16 protein-coding genes are annotated in these 23,142 nt (G+C 49.3%); 15 read left to right on the forward strand and 1 reads right to left on the reverse strand.

The annotated features are described in order from the left end of the window. Positions 1-34 precede the first annotated feature (34 nt). Positions 35-934 carry an Rpn family recombination-promoting nuclease/putative transposase gene (locus ACW6QF_RS08310; RefSeq protein ID WP_456087454.1) on the reverse strand — a complete coding sequence of 300 codons (900 nt, stop codon included), beginning with the start codon at positions 932-934 and terminating at the stop codon, positions 35-37. 721 nt (positions 935-1,655) lie between these two features. Here ACW6QF_RS08310 and ACW6QF_RS08315 point away from each other — a divergent pair. The 15 genes from ACW6QF_RS08315 (at position 1,656) to ACW6QF_RS08385 (ending at position 22,838) form a co-directional block, all read left to right on the forward strand. Next, complete coding sequence (locus ACW6QF_RS08315; protein ID WP_456087455.1) at positions 1,656-4,973, forward strand: DUF6383 domain-containing protein; 3,318 nt, start codon at positions 1,656-1,658, stop codon at positions 4,971-4,973. Between the two features lie 415 nt (positions 4,974-5,388). Beyond that, positions 5,389-6,330, forward strand: coding sequence for a 16S rRNA (cytosine(1402)-N(4))-methyltransferase RsmH (gene rsmH, locus ACW6QF_RS08320; RefSeq protein ID WP_298552085.1), 942 nt, complete (start codon positions 5,389-5,391; stop codon positions 6,328-6,330). A gap of 5 nt (positions 6,331-6,335) precedes the next feature. Continuing rightward, positions 6,336-6,686 carry an FtsL-like putative cell division protein gene (locus ACW6QF_RS08325; protein WP_298552087.1) on the forward strand — a complete coding sequence of 117 codons (351 nt, stop codon included), beginning with the start codon at positions 6,336-6,338 and terminating at the stop codon, positions 6,684-6,686. 2 nt (positions 6,687-6,688) lie between these two features. Then, complete coding sequence (locus tag ACW6QF_RS08330) at positions 6,689-8,884, forward strand: penicillin-binding protein (RefSeq protein WP_456087456.1); 2,196 nt, start codon at positions 6,689-6,691, stop codon at positions 8,882-8,884. A gap of 3 nt (positions 8,885-8,887) precedes the next feature. Continuing rightward, a complete protein-coding gene (locus tag ACW6QF_RS08335; protein ID WP_456087457.1) occupies positions 8,888-10,363 on the forward strand; it encodes a UDP-N-acetylmuramoyl-L-alanyl-D-glutamate--2,6-diaminopimelate ligase in 1,476 nt (491 codons plus the stop codon). 40 nt (positions 10,364-10,403) lie between these two features. Continuing rightward, complete coding sequence (gene mraY / locus ACW6QF_RS08340; RefSeq protein ID WP_456087458.1) at positions 10,404-11,663, forward strand: phospho-N-acetylmuramoyl-pentapeptide-transferase; 1,260 nt, start codon at positions 10,404-10,406, stop codon at positions 11,661-11,663. Between the two features lie 68 nt (positions 11,664-11,731). Further along, on the forward strand, positions 11,732-13,069 hold the full coding sequence (gene murD / locus ACW6QF_RS08345; protein ID WP_456087459.1) for a UDP-N-acetylmuramoyl-L-alanine--D-glutamate ligase: 1,338 nt from the start codon (positions 11,732-11,734) through the stop codon (positions 13,067-13,069). A 104-nt stretch (positions 13,070-13,173) separates the two neighbouring features. Continuing rightward, positions 13,174-14,520 carry an FtsW/RodA/SpoVE family cell cycle protein gene (locus ACW6QF_RS08350; protein ID WP_456087460.1) on the forward strand — a complete coding sequence of 449 codons (1,347 nt, stop codon included), beginning with the start codon at positions 13,174-13,176 and terminating at the stop codon, positions 14,518-14,520. Next, complete coding sequence (murG, locus tag ACW6QF_RS08355; protein ID WP_456087461.1) at positions 14,517-15,623, forward strand: undecaprenyldiphospho-muramoylpentapeptide beta-N-acetylglucosaminyltransferase; 1,107 nt, start codon at positions 14,517-14,519, stop codon at positions 15,621-15,623. Before ACW6QF_RS08350 ends, murG begins: the two co-directional genes overlap by 4 nt. A gap of 165 nt (positions 15,624-15,788) precedes the next feature. Then, on the forward strand, positions 15,789-17,219 hold the full coding sequence (murC, locus tag ACW6QF_RS08360) for a UDP-N-acetylmuramate--L-alanine ligase (protein ID WP_456087462.1): 1,431 nt from the start codon (positions 15,789-15,791) through the stop codon (positions 17,217-17,219). Between the two features lie 3 nt (positions 17,220-17,222). Beyond that, positions 17,223-17,951: a cell division protein FtsQ/DivIB gene (locus ACW6QF_RS08365; RefSeq protein ID WP_298552105.1), complete on the forward strand. Its 729-nt coding sequence runs from the start codon at positions 17,223-17,225 to the stop codon at positions 17,949-17,951. 5 nt (positions 17,952-17,956) lie between these two features. Continuing rightward, on the forward strand, positions 17,957-19,381 hold the full coding sequence (gene ftsA / locus ACW6QF_RS08370; protein WP_456087463.1) for a cell division protein FtsA: 1,425 nt from the start codon (positions 17,957-17,959) through the stop codon (positions 19,379-19,381). Between the two features lie 26 nt (positions 19,382-19,407). Beyond that, complete coding sequence (gene ftsZ, locus ACW6QF_RS08375) at positions 19,408-20,751, forward strand: cell division protein FtsZ (RefSeq protein WP_298552111.1); 1,344 nt, start codon at positions 19,408-19,410, stop codon at positions 20,749-20,751. A gap of 102 nt (positions 20,752-20,853) precedes the next feature. Continuing rightward, positions 20,854-21,303: a GatB/YqeY domain-containing protein gene (locus tag ACW6QF_RS08380; RefSeq protein WP_298552112.1), complete on the forward strand. Its 450-nt coding sequence runs from the start codon at positions 20,854-20,856 to the stop codon at positions 21,301-21,303. Positions 21,304-21,422: 119 nt separating this feature from the next. Continuing rightward, a complete protein-coding gene (locus tag ACW6QF_RS08385) occupies positions 21,423-22,838 on the forward strand; it encodes a carbon starvation CstA family protein (RefSeq protein WP_456087464.1) in 1,416 nt (471 codons plus the stop codon). Positions 22,839-23,142: the final 304 nt, after the last annotated feature.

A 23,142-nucleotide genomic window follows, 5' to 3' on the forward strand; every position in this document is an offset into this window, starting at 1 on the left:
GTCCCGGCTGACTCTACTGATAAACACTGATCGGTTATAACTCGTTAATTTCTTTCACCGACAAACCGGTACACTGTGCAATCGTCTCGATATTGATTCCCTGTTTTTTAAAATTGGCAGCGATAAGACGTTGCTCTTCCGCTTTACCCACAGCTTTGCCTTCTATTTTGCCTTTTTCCATCCCGTCTTCGAAGCTGGTATCGAGGGCGGCGGAGAGGTCGCGCTCGACGGAAAGGCTCAGTTCGTATTCCAGGCGTTGGTCAGGGGTCATACGCTCTACCTCCACGATGCTCTTCAGCTTGCGGAATATCTGATTGTTCAGTTCTTTCGGTAATCGTTCCATGATCTCGATGTTGTTTAAGACATATAACCACTTCTTGTAAAGTGTATCACACTCCGACAAAGGTAATACAAATTTCGGCATTTCGATATAGATTTCGTTGAGCGTCTCGCTGAAAGGAACTTTCAATTCCCGGTCCATGCGCACGACATCCCAGCGGTATTTATCCGGACGGGACGGATCCATCACGTAGTTCAGGATGCACACGACATATACCTTGCTGATCTGATAGTTCCAGCGTTTGCGGACTATTTCGTCCGGCTCCTTTTCGAGCCTTTCCTTTACGATCATGGATTGTTGCTGGATGGCGAACGAGGCATAGTATAACACCCTGTCGGAGAAGTACTTCTGGCGGCTCTTCTGCATCTCGACAATAAAGACTTCCCCCTTTTCATTCTCGCAGAAGATATCGAAAACGGCACGTCGTTGGTCCTGCTTCAAACCGAGCATCTCGACATTGCGGAACGTGATGTCAATGATGACTTCCTGTTGGATGACTTCATTGAGGAAACTGATGATAAGATCTTTGCTTACTTCACTGCCGAAAATCTTTTTCCAGCCGTAATCAGAGAAGGGATTGATAAATTTGTCCATAATTAAATGTTTTAGTTGAACTATTGATACTTCGCGGACAAATATAGGAAAATATTATGTATAGGAAAGGCAAAAACAAATTTATTTTCAAAATCGAATCATCGGTTTTACGGGTGCCAACGCCTAATGATCAATATTTTGTTGTGAACCCCGTGAAGCCGGTTTACGATCAGCCAAACTTATCAACATATCTCGCCTTTTTTATCTTGTATTCACAGGGTTCACAGCAACATGCTGATCTTTAGAGTCCCTCAAACAGTGTAACCCTAATTACATAAAATAACTAAGGGGTATTTAGAGGATATTTTAAGAAAAACTGAACGATTAAATAATTGGGATATACAAATCTTGTTTTGTCGGCTTGCAAAATAAGAAGAGTAAAGCGATACTTCCATCTATGTCGTGTAGAAATCGATTTGGTTTATATATAATGTACGCACGTACATTGTTTTTAATCTGTAGGGCAGGGAAGTCGTTCGTCTATAAATATCAGAGTTCGTCTTGTAAATATGCGTTTTCGTACGAGATAGCTTATGTTGTTGATAAGAAAGAATATAGAAAAGGAAAAAATATTAAGGAAAAGGATTGTCGGTTTAAAAGTTATGCGTATTTTTGCCAAAAGAAATTCGTACGCAGTATTGATTGATTATAAAGTATTAGAAGCGTACATGTTATTTGATTGAACTTATTACACTTTAGTATTAATATTAAATTTTTGATTATGAACAAAAAGTTTTCTACTCTTGTAGCTGGTGCTGCGCTTTTGATGGGAGCGGTATCAGTTAATGCGCAGTTTACCCATGTGGCTTTGCAGGGGTCTACTGTAGTAGACAAATTGCAGACCAAAAATGGCGCCTATGCTGATAACGGTCTGTATCAGTTGTCTAATAATGATGCTGCTGCAACTACTGCGGATAGTGTTTTGTATATGACTACAGAAGGTAAACTGTTGATGGTCCCAGCTCCTTTAAGTTCTGATAGCTTGGCTAACACTTTGTGGTGCGTGTCTGTTGCTGATCCTGCTTTACAAGGTTCTACTTATAAGTGGAACTTTGTTAATAAAGGAACAGGTCAGCGTTTAGATATCACAATGGGTGATGGTATTATGGCTGCTCCTGGTAGTGTAGCTCTTGTTAATACTTCGGATTCTGTGAAAGTTGGTGGCGATATTGCCGGATGGGCTTTTGCTGGTAACTATAAAGAAACATTATCACAGAATAACTATCTGTATTCTTATTTTTCTACTGACTCTGTTGTTGGTTTAGCAGTTAGAGAAGCAGGTTCTGCTTCTGAGGCTGGTGGTGTATTCTTGGTAAAAGAAGCTGCTTCTAAAGCTATGGATAAAACAAATAAAGAGTTTAAGCCTTTTACTTTGCGTAAAGCTGCTGAAATTATCTTGAGTGCAAAAGAAATTAACACAATCTTTGGTACTTATGAAAAAGAAGATCATGGTGTTAAATTGAATTTTGATCGTGATATCAACAAGACAAATTTAGAAAATCCGTTTAATACGAAGTCTTTTGTTACGGAACAAGTGACAACGAGATCGGCAGCGGCTTCTTCTGATACATTGAAATATGTATATGTAATGAGAAGTGACTCTTCTTATTTGAAAGTTGATACAGCTTATACAAATAATGACGAAAGTAATGCTAAGTTCTTGGCTTATAAATGGTCTAAGCTGGATAAGACTAATCGTAAATATGCTGTAAATGGCACTCCTCAGGATTCATTGAATAAATCAGAATTAAAGGCTCAGTATCAGTTCTTATTCACTTATAGACCTTCTGTTGATAGCTTGAATATTTATGTAAACCAAGCTACATTCCATACAGCAGGTAAAGCAGCAATGGCAAAAGATTTTGCAAGTGATACAACTCATTTCGCAAATGCACGTGTTTCATTGCAGACTTTAGTCTCTGGTGATGATACTCCTCGTATTTTGACTATTGACTCTTTGAATCAGAATACTCATATCTCTTTTGGTTGGGGTGGTTGTACTCCGGTTGCAAGCGACAAAAAGTCTGCTGACAACGGTTTGTATGTCATTTACAACGCTAAGGGTCAGGTATTGGCTTCTCCGATCCATAAAAATGGTACAGCTTATGAATGGGTAACCCTTGATTCTCAAGAACCTAAACATATGCCTGCATATCAATGGTTTGTAGAAAAAACTCAAAATAGTGAATCTTTGAAGGGGACTTCTCCGTTAAAGTTGACAAACCGTGAATTCGGCATAACTGTAAATCCTGTGCAGTTACGTGAAAAAGATGGTAAGATTGTTGCTGATGCGTTTAGTGTTGGTACTTTGACTGTTGATGCTGGGACTGCTGTTGATTTCCAACAGATCAAGGACTCTACAATTTTGAAAGATAAATATCTGGGTTATAAGAAGTTTGATGCAGACAGTTTGACGATTGCTCAGTACAAGTTTAATTATCTGCATAAGTTCGAAAAGAACAGTTGGATTACAAGAGGTAATGCAAAAGACAAAGATTCTGTTCTTTATGCAATCAAAGATGATTATACTGCTTTCACTATTGTTGAAAGAAATAAAGATAATTCATATGGTCCTTCGGTTCCTGCAGGTGATGCCTTTAAAGGTATTGCAGCGTTGGTAAGAACTCAATATATGATGGCTATAAAGGCTGATACTGTTGGTATTGGTGCTGAAGACCGGATTGTTTTGGGTAAAGCACAACATGATAGTGTTTATTTTAAAGAAAATAACGAATATGATAGTAACCACTATTATGCAATTGTAAAAGCAGTTAAGTCTTCTAATAAAATTGATACTATCAAGTTTAGTGTATCTGATGCTGGTGTAAGTGCTTATATGCAAGCTCAGCCGTTGGCAAACGCTACAACTTCTGCATTTGCAATCAAAGTTGACGATGTTCCTTTGTATCGTCGTTTCAACACATCATTGGAAAATGCTGTTGCAGGTCAGGAAGATTCTACGAAGATCCTGAAATTCAAAGAATACTATCGTGGCGAATACTTGATGGATGAAAACAATCCTAAATTCCAGAATGCAGATGTAGATTATCTGGGTATTGAAAGAGCTGACAAAGCAACAGGTTTGTCATTCTATGTTGATACAGCTATCTTGAACTCAACAAAAGCTGGTTATATCAAACCGCAGTACTTTATCTATCTGAATCCGGAAATTCAACCGGCTGTACCTGCTACACCGTGTCCGTTAGATCATAATCATGGTGTAGATGCTGATGGTAATCCTTTGGATGCATACCATTGCTCACATGCAGAAGCTGGCAAACCGGGTTATATGAAAGCACAGTATCTGGTTAGCTTCGCTGACTCTGTAAGCCGTCCTGCTGCAGATGCTGATAAACTGTATAAGTTTGGTGAATATACTCGCGTAGGTTTCGTTGATGGATTACGTATGGGTGATAGCTTGTATATCCTGACTAATGGATTTGAAAAGTTGGCTTTGGCTGATTTGGATACTGCTAAGATCAAGGCCGCTTACAAAGCTGCTAAGATTGAATTCAATATCATTGACTTGAAGGCTGAACGTACAGATGCTCATCACAACTATACTTGGTCATTCCGTTTTGTAGATCCTGAAAAGGCTGCTAACTTGAGAGAAGAAGATCGTCGTTTCTTGATTGAATCTGCAAAGAAAACGGGTGATAAAGACATCGCTCCTGAATATGGCGCATGGTTGAAGAGCCAGAATGGCTGTCTGGTATTGTCAGACAAAGCTACGTCAGAATTCGACAACACGAAGACTGGTGGTGACAATGCTCTGATCTTTAACATTGAAAACGGTTCTAAAGATGATCTGGCAACAGACAACGAAGCAATCGCAACATCTGAAGTAGCCGTTATCGCTCAGGAAGGTGCTGTAAGAATTGCTAACGCTGAAGGCAAGAAAGTTGTTATCACTAACATCTTAGGCCAGACAGTTGCTAACACAGTTATCACTTCAAGCGACGCTGTAATCGCTGCTCCTCAGGGTGTAGTTGTTGTAGCTGTTGAAGGCGAAGAAGCTGTAAAAGCTATCGTTAAATAATTCGATGCATTTATAATTAAATAAATCAACTGCTCCTCTTCTCGTGAGAAAAGAGGGCAGAAAACAAACAAGCCTTTCCGGTAGAAATATCGGAGAGGCTTTTTGTGCATATATGTGAGGGGGAGGATGGGAGGGATTTGAAGAAGAATCGGGGCGGTTTATCTTCCGGAGAATGCGATATTTGAAAACGATCCTGCACAATCGTCCAAATACACGATTCTGACAGGGGTTAAGACCGCCATAATATAACTAATTTTCCGACCTGTTGAAAACTTTTTATTACTTTTCTCTTATATTTCTTGGCGGTTAAATTAGGAAATGTGTACTTTTACCCTCCGATAGGGGGATGTGTGTGCTAATCAACCAACTACAGGCCCTTATTTTAAGGAAAAGTTTAACATGAAGTAGCGAAGAAATGGAAGAAAAAGAAGTCTGTTATCATGTACCGGTAATGCTTCATGAAAGTTTGGAAGGACTGGACATTCAACCTTCCGGGGTGTATGTCGATGTCACCTTCGGCGGAGGAGGACATTCGCGTGAAATCTTGAGCCGGCTGGATAACGAAGGAGAACTGTATGGCTTTGACCAGGATGCCGATGCTGAGAAAAACATTCCGGCAGATTCTCGCTTTGTATTTGTCCGCAGTAATTTTCGTTACTTATATAACTTCATGCGCTATCATGGTGTAGCGGGCGAGGTGGATGGGCTGTTGGCAGACTTAGGCGTTTCTTCCCATCATTTTGATGATAAGGATCGCGGATTTTCTTTCCGTTTCGACGGGGCGTTGGATATGAGAATGAATACCCGGGCAGGACAAACTGCTGCGGATATCGTCAACACCTATACGGAAGAACAGCTGGCCGACCTGTTCTATCTTTACGGCGAATTGAAGGTGGCACGCAAACTGGCTTCCGTGTTGGTGCGTAGCCGGGAAACAAAGAAGATAGAGACGATCGCCGACTTTCTGGAAGTGATAAAGCCCTTTACGGGAAAAGACAAGGAGAAGAAATTCCTGGCCCAGGTATTTCAGGCATTGCGCATCGAGGTGAATGATGAGATGCGTGCCTTGCGCGAGATGTTGCAACAAACGCTGCAAGTGCTGAAACCCGGTGGTCGTCTGGTTGTCATCACCTACCATTCCTTGGAAGACCGGTTGGTGAAGAACTTCCTCAAGACAGGAAACTTTGAGGGGAAGACGGAGCAGGACTTTTTTGGGAATATCAAGTCCCCGTTTCGTCTGGTGAACAATAAGGTGATTGTCCCGTCGGACGAGGAGATCGAACGGAATCCCCGTTCCCGGAGTGCAAAATTAAGGATTGCGGAATTGAATAATGGACAATTGACAATTGACGATTGACAATTATGGCAGTGGAAACGAAACAGAAGAAAAAGAAGAAGGAGAATCGTTTTTCTTTTCTGTATATATTGGGTGGTGGAATCCTGAAGGAGGATTTCATTGTCAGGCATACGAAGATGATCGTGCTTGTTGTCATGCTGATATTCATATTTATCGGTAACCGATATGTCTGTATGCAGCGATTGCGTGAAATCGACCGCCTGCAACAGCAATTGCGCGATGTGCGGTTCGAGGCACTGTCCATTTCTTCGGAACTGACAGGCAACAGCCGTCAGTCGCAGATCGAACTGCTGATAGAAGAACAGGGTATAGAATTGGAAGCGGCAAAGAACCCGCCCTATGAATTGTATAAGTAGAGATGGCTGAAGAGATCGAATCAAAAGAACAAGCTCCTAAGAGTAACCGGATTTTATTCTGTTACTTCTTTATCGTGCTGTTGCTCGGATTGGTGGCAATAGGCATCTTGGTGCGTGCCTGCGATACGGCTTTTGTGGAAAGGGAGACCTGGATGAAGGTGGCCGAGAGCCAGAAGCGTCCGAACCGCCTGATCTATCCCAGCCGTGGGAATATCTATTCTTCCGACGGCAAGCTGATGGCGACCAGTGTGCCTTGCTTTTATCTGTATATCGATTTCAACGCAGACTGTTATACCCATCCGACCAAGAAGTGGAACAGTCTGGATACGCTTCTGAAAAGTAGACATAACGGGATCGATTCCCTTTCTTTTTACCTTTCCCGCAAATTGAAAGACAGGACACCTGCCGGATATAAGAATTACCTGCTGAATGGATTGAAGAAGAAAAGCCGCCAGTTCCCCGTTTGCAGCGGTAAAGTTTCCTATTCCGACTTGAAGGAAATAAAGAAATTCCCGTTCTTCCGTTTGGGGAGGTTCAAGAGCGGCTTCTACACGCGGGAAATGGTGGAACGGCAGAAGCCGTTCGGAACATTGGCTTCCCGTACGATCGGCGACACGTTCCGCGATATCGATCCGAAGACCGGGCTGACCAAGGGAAAGAACGGCCTGGAATTGCAATACGATACTTTGCTTCACGGTGTAGCCGGCCTGAATTCCGTACGCCGTCTCGGTGGAGGATGGACGAATGTCGTAGAGATCGATCCGGTGGAGGGAATGGATATCCGCACGACGATCGACATCAATATCCAGGACATTGCCGAGAAGTCGTTGCTCGACATGCTGAAAAAGATCGATGCCGCATCGGGTACGGCTGTCGTCATGGAAGTCGCGACTGGCGAGGTGAAAGCCATTACCAACATGGGACGTATCCGTGAAGGCGTTTACGGCGAGGATACGAACCATGCCGTGGCGGACGAAACGGAACCCGGCTCGACCTTCAAAGTCGCTTCCATCATGGTGGCGCTTGAAGACGGTGTCTGCCAACCCGGCGATACGGTCGATGTCGGCAACGGTATCTATATGTATAAAGGGGCCCGTATGACGGACCATAATAATAACAAAGGCGGTTACGGCCGTATCTCGGTGGAACAGGCTATTTGGTATTCTTCCAATATCGGGGTTGCCAAGACGATCCTGAAAGGGTATGAAAAGAATCCGACTAAATATGTGGAAGGGCTGTACCGTCTTGGCCTGAACGAAGACCTGCATCTGGAAATCCCCGGAGCCGGCCGTGCCAAAATCCGCCGGCCGGACGACACCGTGCGCTACTGGTCGAAGACGGCCCTGCCGTGGATGTCTTTCGGGTATGAGACCCAGATCCCGCCGATCTATACGCTTGCTTTCTATAATGCGATTGCCAACAACGGCAAGATGGTGCGTCCGATCTTTACGAAGGAAATCATGCACAACGGCAAGACCGTGCAGAGCTTCTCTACCGAGGTAGTCCGGGAATCCATTTGTTCGGAACGTACGCTGGATATGATAAAGGATATGTTGCTGGGCGTAGTGGAAAAAGGAACAGGCAAAGCCGTCCATTCCGACTTTGTCCGTATTGCCGGTAAGACCGGTACGGCCCAGATCGCTTCGGGAGGTGTCTACCGCCAGGCAGGCCACCAGGTTGCCTTTTGCGGCTATTTCCCTGCCGACGAACCGAAATATTCCTGCATCGTCGTGATCCGCCAGCCGCGCAACGGCTATCCTTCGGGGGGTACGATGTCAGGCGGCGTAGTGAAGGCGATAGCCGAGAAGGTATATGCCAGCCACATGTCTTTCGATATCCGCGATATGGAGAAAGACTCGCTGGCCGTAACGTTGCCGCAGCCGAAAGCCGGTGAACGGGGGGCGCTGGAATATGTTTTGAACAAACTCGATATAGAGGCCGATAACGACAGCATCGAAACCGGATGGGTGACGGCTAAGCGTGAAGACGGCAGGGAAGATGTGAAACTGAAAGATATCCCGATCCGCGAAGGATGCGTGCCGAATGTGGTCGGCATGGGAGCGAAAGACGCCGTTTACCTGTTGGAAAGCGCCGGATTGCAGGCTTCGTTGAATGGCAGGGGGCGTGTCTCTTCTCAATCCATATCTCCCGGTTCACGGGTTTCGAAAGGACAAACCGTTTCATTAACATTAAAATAGGCTATGGAACTAAAAGAACTTATTCATCCGTTGGATGTGCTTGAGGTCGTCGGAAACACCGATGTGGAGATCTCCGGCATTCAGTCTGATTCCCGTAAAGTGGAAAAAGGCTTTTTGTTTGTGGCGGTTCGGGGTACGGCCGTAGATGGTCACGCTTATATCCGGAGCGCGATCGGGAAAGGTGCCGCCGCAATCGTCTGCGAGGAAATACCTGCCTGTTCGGATGAAAACATACGGACATCCGAAGGCAAACCGGTGTTTATCCGGGTAAAAGATTCTGCGGATGCCTTAGGCAAATCGCTCTCTGCCTGGTATGAGAATCCTTCGGACAACCTGATACTGGTGGGAGTGACCGGGACAAACGGAAAGACAACGATCGCGACGCTCCTGTACGAGATGTTCCGGAAGATGGGGCATAAGGTAGGGCTGCTCTCTACGGTCTGCAACTATATCGACGGCGAAGCGATTCCGACCGACCATACGACGCCTGACCCTGTCACCCTTCATGCCCTGATGGCACGGATGGTGGACGCCGGTTGCGAATATGCCTTTATGGAGGTCAGCTCGCATTCGATCGACCAGAAGCGTATCAGCGGCCTGTCGTTCAACGGAGGCATCTTTACCAATCTGACGCGCGACCATTTGGATTATCATAAGACGGTCGAGAATTACCTGAAAGCCAAGAAGAAGTTCTTCGACGACCTGCCCGCTTCGGCTTTTGCACTTACGAATGCGGACGATAAAGCCGGCCTCGTCATGTTGCAGAACACGGCTGCCGAGAAGCTGACCTATTCGCTTCGCACGTTGGCCGATTTCAAAGGAAAGATATTGGAATCCCATTTCGAAGGAACCGAAATGCTGGTTAACGGGCGTGAGGTGATGACGCGCTTTGTCGGTCGTTTCAATGCCTATAACCTGTTGGCCGTGTATGGAGCGGCTGTCTCGTTAGGCAAAGATCCGGAAGAAGTGTTGGTGGTGTTGAGCGATCTGCATCCGGTTTCCGGTCGCTTCCAGACGATCCGGTCTCCGAAAGGCTATACGGCAATCGTGGACTATGCCCATACGCCTGACGCATTGACGAACGTGCTGGGCAGCATCCGTGAGGTGCTGGACGGCAACGGCCGTGTGATCACGGTCGTAGGCTGTGGCGGCAACCGCGACAAGGGGAAGCGCCCGATCATGGCGAAGGAAGCAGCCAAGTTGAGCGACCAGCTGATCCTTACCTCCGACAATCCCCGTTTCGAGGAGCCGGATGAGATCATCAAAGATATGGTTGCCGGTCTGAACGCTGCCGATATGGAGCATACGCTTTGCATTACGGACCGTGCGCAGGCGATCAAAACGGCCACCATGCTGGCCTGGAAAGGCGACGTGATCCTGGTTGCCGGCAAAGGCCATGAAGATTATCAGGAAGTAAAAGGCGTAAAGCATCATTTTGACGACCGGGAACAACTCCGGCAATGGATAATCGGCAATTAATTGTCCATTCTCAATTGCCAATTAAAAAACGAAGTTTTATATGTTGTATTATTTGTTTAATTATTTGGATCAGCTCGATTTTCCGGGTGCCGGCATGTTCAAGTATGTATCATTCCGTTCCGCCCTGGCATTGATCCTGTCCTTGTTCATCTCGACGGCTATCGGACGCCGTATCATCGACAAGCTGCAAATGTTGCAGATCGGCGAGACGGTGCGTAACCTCGGCCTGGAAGGGCAGATGAGTAAGAAAGGGACGCCGACGATGGGAGGTATCATCATTATCATTGCGATCGTGGTGCCGACCTTGCTCTGTGCGAAGCTGACCAATATCTATGTGATCCTGATGCTGGTGACGACCATCTGGTTGGGGGCGTTGGGATTTGCCGACGACTATATCAAGGTGTTCCGGAAGAACAAGGAAGGCATGCACGGCAAGTTCAAGATTATCGGACAGATCGGTCTGGGGCTGATCGTCGGCCTGGTACTCTTTATGAGCCCGGATGTGGTGATCAAGGAGAATATGGAAGTCCGGCATGACAATGTGATCGAGGAAGTCCGCTACCATGCGGTTGAAAAGAAGTCGACCAAGACGACGATCCCGTTTGTGAAGAACAACAATTTCGATTATGCGCAGTTGGTCAACTGGGCAGGCGAATACAAGGAAGAGGCAGCCTGGCTGGTCTTCGTCCTGATGGTGATCTTCGTGGTGACGGCCGTGTCGAACGGGGCGAACCTGACGGACGGCCTGGACGGCTTGGCGGCGGGAAGCTCGGCGATTATCGGGGTGGCGCTCGGAATACTTGCGTATATGTCGTCGCACTTCGAGTTTGCCTCCTTCCTGAATATCATGTTCATTCCGGGGGCGGAAGAATTGGTGGTGTTTGCGTCTGCCTTTATCGGGGCGACGGTCGGATTCCTGTGGTACAACGCTTATCCGGCACAAGTGTTTATGGGGGATACGGGGAGCTTGACGTTAGGCGGTATCATCGCCGTGTTCGCGATCATTATCCGGAAGGAATTGTTGATCCCGATCCTGTGCGGCATCTTCCTGGTAGAGAATCTCTCCGTCCTTATGCAGACGTTCTATTTCAAATATACGAAGAAGAAATACGGTGAGGGACGGCGCATCTTCAAGATGGCTCCCCTTCATCATCATTTCCAGAAGCCCGGCAATGCGGGAATACAGGCGTTGATACAGAAACCTTTTAACGTGGTGCCCGAATCGAAGATCGTGGTCCGGTTCTGGTTGATCGGTATCATCCTGGCGGTTATAACGATTGTGACGTTAAAGATGAGATAAAGTGATTTATGATTTATCATCGACGCATAAATCATAAATCATGAATGAATAAAGAAATCATACATCAAATGAAGAAAAGGATTGTTATCTTAGGGGCCGGTGAAAGCGGTGCAGGCGCCGCCGTGCTGGCGAAGGCGAAAGGATTCGATGTGTTCGTTTCCGATTTATCGTCTGTCAAACCCAAGTATAAGGATATGCTGGATGCCCACGGTATCTGTTGGGAAGAGGGCCGGCATACCGAAGCCGACATCCTGAATGCCGACGAGATCATCAAGAGTCCGGGGATTCCCGACAAGGCTCCTATCATAAAGAAACTGAAGGAGAAAGGTACGCCTATCATCTCCGAAATCGAATTTGCCGGACGGTACACGGACGCCAAGATGATCTGTATCACCGGGAGTAACGGCAAGACGACGACGACCATGCTGACCTACCATATCCTCCGGCAGGCGGGAGTGGATGCGGGGCTTGCCGGGAACGTCGGGAACAGCCTCGCCCTTCAGGTGGCTGAAGATCCTCACGCCGTCTACGTGATCGAACTGAGTAGTTTCCAGCTCGACAACATGTACGAATTCAAGGCGGACATCGCCATCTTGTTGAATATAACGCCCGATCATCTGGATCGTTATAACTACGAGATGCAGAACTATGTGGATGCCAAATTCCGCATTATCCGGAACCAGACGGCCGAAGATGCTTTCATATTCTGGAACGACGATCCCATCATTGCCCGCGAAATCGCCAAACGCCATCCGCAGGCAACTCTCTACCCGTTCGCCGAAACTCACGAAGCCGGCGTAAAGGGCTATACGGAAGACAAAAAGATAATAATTGAAACCTCAAACGGAACGTTTACAATGGAAGAAGATTTATTGGCGTTATCGGGAACGCATAATCTGTATAATTCGCTCGCTTCTGGTATCGCATCCAAGCTGGTGGATATCCACGACGAGAATTTACGGGCTTCGCTGAGCGACTTTACCGGAGTGGAACATCGCCTGGAGAAAGTGGCGCGTGTGCGCGGAGTCGATTATATCAACGACTCGAAAGCTACGAATGTAAACTCCTGCTGGTACGCCCTGCAGAGCATGACCACTCCGCTGGTCCTGATACTCGGCGGAACGGACAAGGGGAATGATTATTCCGAAATCGAAGAGCTGGTGAAGAAAAAGGTGCACGCCCTCGTATTCCTCGGTGTGGACAATGCCAAGCTGCACGGTTTCTTCGACGGGAAGGTCCCCGCTATCGAAGATGCCCGTTCGATGGAAGAGGCTGTATCGAAAGCATATAAACTGGCCGAAAAGGGAGACACCGTCCTGTTGTCACCCTGCTGCGCCAGCTTCGACCTCTTCAAGAGCTATGAGGATCGCGGCGACCAGTTCAAGGCTTGTGTGCGGAATCTCTGAACCTGTCCCCGTGCGGGGCATGCACGCGGTAAGGTGCGAGGGGCGCACGCGCTAAGGCGGGCTACCTTCATATAAATACGATAAATTGGTAAAAGAATAAGTAGATGGATTTAGCAAGTAAACTGTTCAAAGGCGACCGGGTGATATGGATTATATTCATGTTCCTGTGCCTGATTTCGGCGGTCGAGGTTTTCAGTGCGACCAGCACGATCGCTTATAAGAGCGTGACGCATTGGGAACCGATTGCGCGGCATGCGACATTCATGCTGGGCGGTTTTGTGCTCGTATTGTTGATGCACAATCTGCCGTGCAGGTTTTACACGTTGTTGAGCGTCGCCCTTCCTGTCTCGGTGTTCTTGTTGATCCTTACGTTTTTTATCGGGGTTGAAATAAACGGGGAAAAACGTTGGCTGAATATATTGGGGTTCACCTTCCAGCCGTCCGAGATCGCCAAGATAGCCCTGGTCGGCTATACCGCTTTCATCATGAGCAAAAGGAACTGGTTTACGGACAAGCAGATGTTTTGGTGGATTCAAGGCGGGGCGGCTGTCGTTTGCGGCCTGATCTTTTTCACGAACGGATCGACGGCTATCCTTCTCTTCTCCATCGTGCAGATGATGATGTTCTTCGGCCAGATTTCGATTGTCCGCCTGGCGAAATGCTGGGGGATATTGATGGCCGTCGTCGTCCTGATGGTGCTATTGCTGTGGAAGATGCCTGACGGCGTGATGGAATATATGCCGGAGCGCGTGCATACATGGAAAGCCCGTATCGAACGTTTCTTTGATCCGGCTCCTCCGGTGAAGATAGAACCGGGAAAGACGATCCATATCGATGGCGACGACTACCAGGTTGTCCATGCCAAGATAGCGCTTGCACGTGGCGGTGTCTGGGGGAAGTTTCCCGGTCACGGCCAGCAACGCGACTTTTTGCCGCAGGCCTATTCTGATTTTATCTATGCCATTATCATTGAAGAGATGGGGATTGCAGGCGGGATCTTTGTCCTCTTCCTTTATATAGCCCTGCTTGTCAGGGTGGGGATGATCGCCCGTAAATGTGACAAGCTCTTTCCGAAGTTCCTGGTCTTGGGGTGCGGGCTGCTGCTTGTGGTCCAGGCTTTGACGAACATGGCGGTGGCGGTAGACCTGATACCGGTGACCGGACAACCTTTGCCGTTGGTCAGCCGGGGGGGGACGTCGACCGTCATCTCGTGTGCTTATATCGGCATCATCCTTAGCATAAGCCGTTTCGGAGCCAATATGGGCAACGATGAAGAGGAAGATGCATGCCCATCGGATGAAAATTCTCCGGGCATCGGACCGGAAACGGATGGGCATCGGATCGAAAACAGCCCGGCATCCCCGGAAGGCGACGAGAGGACAGGCGAAACGAATCCCCTCGAAGCCGTCGCCGAACTGAAAGAAGAAACAACAACAGAAACTAAAATATGAGACAGTACCGAATCATCATAAGCGGCGGTGGGACCGGCGGACATATCTTCCCGGCTATCTCCATTGCCAATACCTTCAGGAAACGTTTCCCGGAGGCGGAAATACTGTTTGTGGGAGCTGATGACCGGATGGAAATGGAGAAAGTGCCTGCCGCCGGTTATCGTATCGTGGGATTGCCGGTAAGCGGCTTCGACCGTGCCCACCTGGCTAATAACATCCGTGTCGCAGGCCGCTTGCTCAAAAGCCTCCGGCTTGCCAAAAAGACGATACGCGAGTTCAAACCCGATATTGCCGTGGGCGTAGGCGGTTATGCCAGCGGGCCCACCCTCTGGATGGCTGCTTCCTTAGGAATCCCTACCCTGATACAGGAACAGAATTCCTATGCCGGCGTCACGAACAAGCTCCTGGCAAAGAAGGCCTGCAAAATATGCGTTGCCTACGAAGGCATGGAGAAGTTCTTCCCGGCCGGCCGTATCGTCGTGACCGGCAATCCGGTCCGTCAGGATCTGGAAGAAGCGTTGGGTAAGCGCGAGGAAGCCTTGAAGTTCTTCGGCCTCTCACCGGACAAGAAGACGATCCTGGTGGTCGGCGGCAGCTTGGGAGCACGGACGATCAACCGCAGCATACAGGGAGATCTGGACAAACTCTTCGCTTCGGATGTCGACGTGCAGGTGATCTGGCAAACCGGACGCTACTACCATGAAGAGGCCTTGAAGCATCTGAAGGCCTACAGGGGAATGCCCGTCTGGTGCTCGGACTTCATCACCCGCATGGACTATGCCTATGCGGCGGCCGATCTGATCATCTCCCGTGCAGGCGCCAGTTCCATTTCCGAACTCTGCCTGCTGAAGAAACCGGTGATCCTGGTCCCTTCTCCCAATGTGGCGGAAGACCATCAGACGAAGAATGCTTTGGCTTTGGCGGGTAAAGAGGCCGCTATCATGGTGGCCGACAAGGATGCCGAACGGCAATTGGTGCCGAAGGCCCTCGAAATCATCCACGACGACGAACGCCTCCGTACCTTGAGCCGCAATATCGCGACATTGGCCCATCACCAGAGCGCGGAACGCATCGTCGACGAGATCGTCAGGATCATCGAATGACCGGCTATGACCTTTTGCGGGAAAACCTATAGGCTTTTGATGAAAAAGCTATAGCCTTTTGCAAGAAAAGCTATAGCCTTTTCTGAAGAAGATGCCGGTCTTTTATAACAAATACGATATGAAGATCGTATCTTTGTAACAAAGAACAGTAACGAGTAATAAAATATGGATATAAACAACATAACGGCTGTCTATTTTGTCGGAGCCGGCGGGATCGGGATGAGTGCCTTGATCCGCTATTTCCTTTCGAAGGGAAAGAAGGTGGCCGGTTACGACAAGACCCCTTCCGGCTTGACGGAACAGTTGAACTATGAAGGAGCCGTCATTCACTATGAGGACAATGTCGACCTGATCCCCGACGACTTTACCGATCCGGCAAAGACGCTGGTCGTCTATACCCCTGCCGTTCCCGAAGCCCATTCGGAACTTTGCTATTTCCGGGGGAATGGTTTCGAGGTGATGAAGCGTGCCCGTGTGCTGGGCGAGATCACCGGTTGCAGCCGCGGATTGTGTGTGGCCGGTACGCATGGCAAGACGACGACCTCCTCGATGGTCGCCCACCTGCTGAAACAGTCTCAGGTGGATTGCAACGCTTTCTTAGGCGGTATCCTGAAGAACTACGACAGCAACCTGATGCTTTCCGACAAGAGTGACCTGACCGTGATAGAAGCGGACGAGTTCGACCGTTCCTTCCATTGGTTGAAACCTTATATGGCCGTTATTACGGCGGCCGATCCCGATCACCTGGATATCTACGGGACTCCGGAAGCCTATCGTGAAAGTTTCGAACATTTCACCTCGCTGATCCGCCCGGACGGTTGCCTGCTAATGAAACAAGGCATCAACGTCACGCCCCGCCTGCAGGAAGGCGTGAAGTTTTATACTTATACCGGCGCTCCCGACGCAAAAGAATTTTCAACTTTCAACTCTCGACTCTCAACTGGAAGCCCCGACTTTTATGCGGAGAACGTACGCATCGGAGGTGGCGAGATCTTCTTCGACTTCGTCGGTCCCGATGTCCGCATCCCCGACATACAGCTGGGCGTGCCCGTGAAAGTAAACATCGAGAACGGAGTCGCCGCTATCGCCCTTGCCTGGCTGAACGGGGTGACGCCGGAGGAGATCAGGCACGGCATGGCGACCTTTGCCGGTCCGCGCCGCCGCTTCGACTTCCATCTCAAGAAGGAAAACATCGTCCTGATCGACGACTACGCCCATCATCCTGCCGAGCTGAAGGCAAGCATCCTTTCCGTGAAGGAGCTTTATGCCGGACGCAAGGTGACCGGTATCTTCCAGCCGCACCTCTACACCCGTACGCGTGACTTTGCCGCCGACTTTGCCGCCAGCCTCTCGCTCCTGGATGAACTGATACTGTTGGACATCTACCCCGCACGCGAGGAACCGATACCGGGCGTCACCTCACAGATCATCTTCGATGCCGTGACCATCGACGACAAACGGCTGATCCGCAAGGAGGAACTGTTGGACGTGGTGGCAGCCGAAGCCGGCAAGCTCGAAGTCGTCCTGATGGTCGGAGCCGGCAATATTGAACTGCTGGTAGACCCGGTAAAACAAATATTGGATAAAAAAGAATAAATCGTGATCCGTATCGTATCCATAATCGTTGCAACACTGTTGTTCTCTTACATCGTGTTTGTCTCCTTCTTCTTTCGGGAAAGCAGGCAGAAGGAGCTGTGCCGTGAGCTGCAGGTAGTGGTCGTGGACAGCCTCGACAAACATTTTGTGAGCGAGAACGACCTGGTGCATATTCTCAAGAAGGCGGACTTGAACCCGATCAGGAAGCCGATGGACGAGGTCAACACCGACCGGATTGAAAACGAACTGCTGAAAAACGAAATGATTGCCCGCGTCGAAGCCTACAAGACTCCTTCCGGCATGATTAAATTGGAAGTAGAGCAAAAAATCCCTATCTTGCGTGTGATAAGTCCGCGAGGCAACTATTATGTGGATAATTTGGGAAGTACGATGCCTGTCAGCCGCCGTTATGTGGCGCACGTTCCGGTAGTGAGCGGATATGTGGAAAAAGAGCTGGCGGTAACCGACTTATACGAATTTGCATTATTTTTGCAGGAGAATGATTTCTGGAATAGTCAGATAGAACAGATTTACGTTCATCCTGACAACGAGGTGGAGCTGATCCCGCGGGTCGGCAACCACCGCATCGTGCTGGGCTCCTTTGCCGATTTCAAGGAGAAGCTGGACAATCTCCGGCTTTTCTACGAGAAAGCGATCCCGAAGGTGGGATGGGAGAAGTACAGCATTATCAGTTTAAAATATAAGGATCAGATTGTTTGTACTAAAAGATAGAGAATATGGCATACACAGACTTTATAGCGGCCATCGACCTTGGCTCTTCTCACATGGTCGGCATGGTAGGCACGAAAGGCCCGACAGGGACCCTTTCCATCATTGCCTACGAAGTGGAGAACTCCGATACTTGTATACGAAGAGGATGTGTATATAATATAAAAGATGCAGCCGGCAAGATCGTGCGGTTGGTCCGCAAACTGGAAAACAAGTTGGGCGGTTCCCGCATCGGCAAGGTGTATATCGGGGTGGGAGGCCAGTCGCTCCGTTCGGTCAACCATGCTGTGTCGAGAGTGCTCGGCAGCGGTACGGTGACCGAAGAGGTGCTGAAGGAGCTGGACCAGGAATGCCGGCAGTATCGTCCCGATATGCTGGACGTGCTGGATATAGCCGCCCCCGCTTATTATCTCGACAACCAGCCGGAAGCCCATCCGGTAGGTCTGGGATGTTCGCGTATTGAAGCCCGCTATAAGTTGCTCGTCGGCCGTCCGTCTCTCCGCCATGCCGTAACCACGAACATGTCGGAGCAGATCAAGCTCGATGTGGCAGGCACCATTGTCGCGCCGTTGGCGTTGGCCGACCTGATCCTGACGGAACAGGAGAAGTCGAAAGGTTGTGCGCTGGTCGATTTCGGCGCAGGCGTCACCTCTGTCACGATGTACAAGGACGGTAACCTGGCAGGCCTCTATGTGATCCCGTTGGGCAGCCATCTGATCACCCGCGACCTGATGTCCCTGGGTATGCCGGAGAAGGAGGCGGAACGGGTCAAACGCACCTACGGCAACGCTATCTGGGAAAAAGACAACGAACAGCAGATGGTCTCGGTAGACCTGGCCGACGGACAGCATTCAAGCGAGATCAAACTCTCGGATATCAATATGGTGGTGGAAGCCCGCAGCCGTGAGATCATCGAAAACATATATGCCCGACTGGAAGATACGGGCGTGGCGAAAGAACCCGGTTACAGCATCGTGATTGCCGGCAACGGGGCCGCGCTGAAGAATATGCGCGAGGCTCTCAGCGAACGTTTCAAGATGGATGTCCGTTATGCTTCCGTCCGCAAAGACCTGATTGCCGACGGCGAGATGATTGCCAATAATCCCGAATATACGACCGTAGCCGCCCTGTTGCTGAAAGGCATGGAGAACTGCGCCCTCTATATCGCTCCCGAACCGGAGAAACCGAAAGTGGTGGAACCGAAGGCCGAGCCGAAGGTAGAACCCGTAATCGTTGCAGTGGAAGAAAAACCGGAAGAACCGCCTGTCGAAAAGAAGGCGGCGGCTTCGGCTACGACCAAGAACCGCAATTCCGGAACTAAGAAAGAGGATGAAAAGAAGAGAAACAAGAGTTGGGGACTCGGAGATCTCTTTAAAAATGCGGTGGATAAGATGGGAGAGGGCATTGACAAGGCCTTGAAAGATGAGCAATAATCGGTAACAATAAAAGACAGACGACAATGGAAGATAATACATACGATTTCGATATGGCGAAAGCGCCTCAGACAATCATCAAGGTGATCGGCGTCGGTGGCGGTGGCGGTAATGCGGTCAGCAACATGTACCGCGAAGGTATCCGGGATGTGTCTTTCGTATTATGCAATACCGATAACCAGGCGTTGCAGAAATCGGAAGTTCCCGACAAGCTCCTGATCGGACGGAACACGACGAACGGGCTTGGCTCCGGCAACGTCCCTGAAAAGGGAGAAGCCGCGGCGCTTGAAAGCGAAAAGGAAATACACGACATGCTCGACGATGGAACCCGCATGGCCTTCGTCACGGCGGGTATGGGCGGAGGAACCGGTACGGGGGCCGGCCCGGTCGTCGCCAAGATCTCCAAAGATATGGGAATCCTTACCGTCGGTATCGTCACGATCCCCTTCGTCTTTGAAGGACGTCCGAAGATCGTGAAAGCGTTGAAAGGCGTAAGGAAGATGGCGCAGAACGTAGACTCCCTGCTTGTCATCAACAACGAACGGTTGAGGAATTTCGCCGATATGCCGGTTCCGCAGGCCAATCGCAAGGCCGACGAGACATTGACGATTGCCGCCAAGAGCATTGCCGAGATTGTCACGACCAACCTCGAACAGAACGTCGATTTCGCCGATGTCGACACGACGATGCGCAACAGCGGTGTCGCCCTGATCAGTATCGGTTTCGGAGAGGGCGAAGGACGTTTGCACCAGGCCATCAACGAGGCGTTGGAAAACACGCTGGTGAACGATGTCAACAATATTTTCAATGCCCAACGCGTGGCGTTTGTCATCTATTACAGCCATGAAGACGAGCTTCGCATCAGCGAGATGACGGATATACACAACTTCATGTCCCAGTTCAAGACCGAATACGAAGTGAAGTGGGGGCACGGCTATGACGACAGCCTGGGCCACAAGATCAAGATCACGATCCTCGTGACCGGCTTCGGTCTGGAAGACATCCTGTCGCAGAGCGAACAGCAGGAGCTTGCCACCGAAGAGGAAATACGCCTGGCAGCAGAGCGGGAAGAAGCGGCAAGAAAAGCGAGAGAAGAAGAAGACAAATGGGTGAAGCAGTATTACGGCGAGTATATCGACTCGCGGCCGAATACCGAAATCGTTGTTTTTGCCGTCGACGAATTGGACGATGACGCCCTGATCGCTTTCATGGAAGATAAACCGGCCTACAAGCGGACGGCCAAAGACGTCCAGCAGATACGCCGGAAGGGAGAGGAACCGGTACGCACCCAAGGCATGTCGTTCACCACGCCTGCCGCTAACCAGAGCAAGAAGCCTAAATCGGGCGGCACGGTTATTAGTTTTAGGTAATGAATAATGACTAATTGATAATTAATAATGAAAAATTAATGATGAATAGTTGGAGACCCGAAGGTTTCATTATTCATTCTTAATTCTTTAATTTACAAAACTATGGATTTGTTCGAAAGAGTCAGCGAAGACATTAAAAACGCAATGAAGGCGAAAGATAAAGTAGCCCTTGAAACACTGAGAAACGTGAAGAAGTTCTTCCTTGAAGCGAAGACCGCTCCGGGAGCCAACGATACATTGACGGATGCCGATGCATTGAAGATCATGCAGAAGCTCGTCAAACAAGGCAAAGATTCCGCCGCTATCTACGTGCAGCAGGGACGTCAGGATTTGGCCGACGACGAACTGGCACAGGTAGCCGTTATCGAAAAGTACCTGCCCAAACAGATGTCTGCCGAAGAACTGGAAGTCGAGCTGAAAGCAATCATCGCACAGGTCGGGGCCGCCGGTCCGAAAGACATGGGGAAGGTGATGGGCGTTGCCTCCAGGGCATTAGCCGGAAAAGCCGAAGGCCGCATGATCTCAGAAGTCGTTAAAAGACTTCTGAATTGAAAACTGAAAATGGAAAGTTGAAAAATAAAGAAGAGACGCTTTGCTTTTCCATTTTCCATTTTCTCCCTTTTGTCTCCTTATCAATCTAATTTTCAATTCTCAATTTTTAATTGCCCATTATGATTACTTTTGTTTGTTGCCTTATTGCACTCGTCGTTGGCTATTTCGTCTACGGTAAATTCATCGAACGTATTTTCGGCATAGATGCCCAACGGCCGACCCCTGCCTACACGCACCAGGACGGCATGGATTATATCCCGATGCCTACTTGGAAAGTCTTTATGATCCAGTTCTTGAACATCGCCGGACTGGGTCCGATCTTCGGCGCCATTATGGGGGCGAAGTTCGGAACCGCCTCTTTCCTGTGGATCGTGCTGGGAAGTATCTTTGCCGGTTCGGTACACGATTACCTGTCCGGGATGTTGTCCCTGCGCCATAACGGGGAGAGCCTGCCTGAGATCATCGGTCGTTACTTAGGCGTGAACTTCAAGCAGTTCATGCGCGGGTTTACGGTGATCCTGATGGTGCTGGTCGGCTCCGTGTTCGTGGCCGGGCCTGCCGGACTGCTGGCGAAGTTGACGCCGGAGCATCTGGATACTACTTTCTGGATCGTTGTCGTGTTCCTGTATTATATCCTGGCGACCTTGTTGCCGGTCGATAAGATCATCGGTAAGATCTATCCATTGTTTGCTGCCGCTTTGCTGTTTATGGCGATCGGTATCCTGGTGATGTTGTTCGTCAACCATCCGCCGTTGCCGGAGATCACGGACGGGATGCCGAACACCTATCCCGGCCACCTGCCCATCTTCCCGATCATGTTCGTCAGCATTGCCTGCGGTGCCATTTCCGGTTTCCACGCGACACAAAGCCCGTTGATGGCCCGTTGCATCAAGAATGAGAAGTACGGCCGCCCTATCTTCTTCGGCTCCATGATTACGGAAGGCATCGTTGCGCTGATCTGGGCGGCAGCCGCTACCTATTTCTATCATAACAACGGTATGGGCGAAAACAATGCCGCCGTTGTCGTCGACAGCATTACGAAAGAATGGCTCGGTGCGGTAGGCGGCATATTGGCCGTCTTGGGTGTGATCGCCGCCCCGATCACCTCCGGCGATACGGCCTTCCGTTCGGCCCGCCTGATCGTGGCGGACTTCCTGCATCTCGAACAGCGCAGCATCTCCAAGCGGCTCATGATCTGCATCCCCTTGTTCCTGGTGGCTATCGCCCTTTTGCTCTACAGCCAGAAAGACAAGGACGGCTTCGATATGATCTGGCGTTATTTCGCCTGGAGCAACCAGACGCTCGCCGTGTTTACCTTATGGGCGTTGACCGTCTACCTGGTGATCTCGAAGAAGCCCTATGTCGTTACGCTGATCCCGGCCCTGTTCATGACAGCCGTCTGCTCGACATACATCTTTGTCGCTCCCGAAGGCTTAGGCATGGAAACCGGCATTTCACAGATTATCGGCATTGCCTTGACAATCGTCGTTTTTGTCTTCTTCCTGATTTGGAAAAAGAAGACCGGCAAGATATAATACAGCGGAACCGATCTTCTCCGGTCCCCAGGGATGGCCGATGCTGCCTGTCATATAGGTGTCGGTATCGGCCATCCCAAGAGAAAGCGGAGCTTTCTATGAAAGGCCTAAGCGGACGGTCGTCAAGCGGAGGGCAAAGGTGAAGCGGCCGGAGCCTGCGCTGTTTGAGCGAAGCGAGTTTCGCAGGCGACAGCGGAACCTTTGCCCGGAGTAGACCGGACGGTTAAGCCTTGATTTTTTGGTTACTTTTGGATCAAGCCAAAAGTAACATGCCAACCATTATTTACCAGAAATCGAAGAAAAA

It is taken from the genome of Parabacteroides sp., assembly GCF_977054455.1.

What these genes read in the sequence shown, in the direction of transcription:
- ACW6QF_RS08315 (WP_456087455.1), top strand. Translation starts at nt 1,656, where the DNA reads ATGAACAAAAAGTTTTCTACTCTTGTAGCTGGTGCTGCGCTTTTGATG.
- ACW6QF_RS08330 (WP_456087456.1), top strand. Translation starts at nt 6,689, where the DNA reads ATGGCTGAAGAGATCGAATCAAAAGAACAAGCTCCTAAGAGTAACCGG.
- ACW6QF_RS08350 (WP_456087460.1), top strand. Translation starts at nt 13,174, where the DNA reads ATGGATTTAGCAAGTAAACTGTTCAAAGGCGACCGGGTGATATGGATT.
- ACW6QF_RS08380 (WP_298552112.1), top strand. Translation starts at nt 20,854, where the DNA reads ATGGATTTGTTCGAAAGAGTCAGCGAAGACATTAAAAACGCAATGAAG.
- murG (WP_456087461.1), top strand. Translation starts at nt 14,517, where the DNA reads ATGAGACAGTACCGAATCATCATAAGCGGCGGTGGGACCGGCGGACAT.
- ftsA (WP_456087463.1), top strand. Translation starts at nt 17,957, where the DNA reads ATGGCATACACAGACTTTATAGCGGCCATCGACCTTGGCTCTTCTCAC.
- ACW6QF_RS08325 (WP_298552087.1), top strand. Translation starts at nt 6,336, where the DNA reads ATGGCAGTGGAAACGAAACAGAAGAAAAAGAAGAAGGAGAATCGTTTT.
- ACW6QF_RS08310 (WP_456087454.1), bottom strand. Translation starts at nt 934, where the DNA reads ATGGACAAATTTATCAATCCCTTCTCTGATTACGGCTGGAAAAAGATT.
- ACW6QF_RS08335 (WP_456087457.1), top strand. Translation starts at nt 8,888, where the DNA reads ATGGAACTAAAAGAACTTATTCATCCGTTGGATGTGCTTGAGGTCGTC.
- rsmH (WP_298552085.1), top strand. Translation starts at nt 5,389, where the DNA reads ATGGAAGAAAAAGAAGTCTGTTATCATGTACCGGTAATGCTTCATGAA.
- ACW6QF_RS08385 (WP_456087464.1), top strand. Translation starts at nt 21,423, where the DNA reads ATGATTACTTTTGTTTGTTGCCTTATTGCACTCGTCGTTGGCTATTTC.
- mraY (WP_456087458.1), top strand. Translation starts at nt 10,404, where the DNA reads ATGTTGTATTATTTGTTTAATTATTTGGATCAGCTCGATTTTCCGGGT.
- murD (WP_456087459.1), top strand. Translation starts at nt 11,732, where the DNA reads ATGAAGAAAAGGATTGTTATCTTAGGGGCCGGTGAAAGCGGTGCAGGC.
- murC (WP_456087462.1), top strand. Translation starts at nt 15,789, where the DNA reads ATGGATATAAACAACATAACGGCTGTCTATTTTGTCGGAGCCGGCGGG.
- ftsZ (WP_298552111.1), top strand. Translation starts at nt 19,408, where the DNA reads ATGGAAGATAATACATACGATTTCGATATGGCGAAAGCGCCTCAGACA.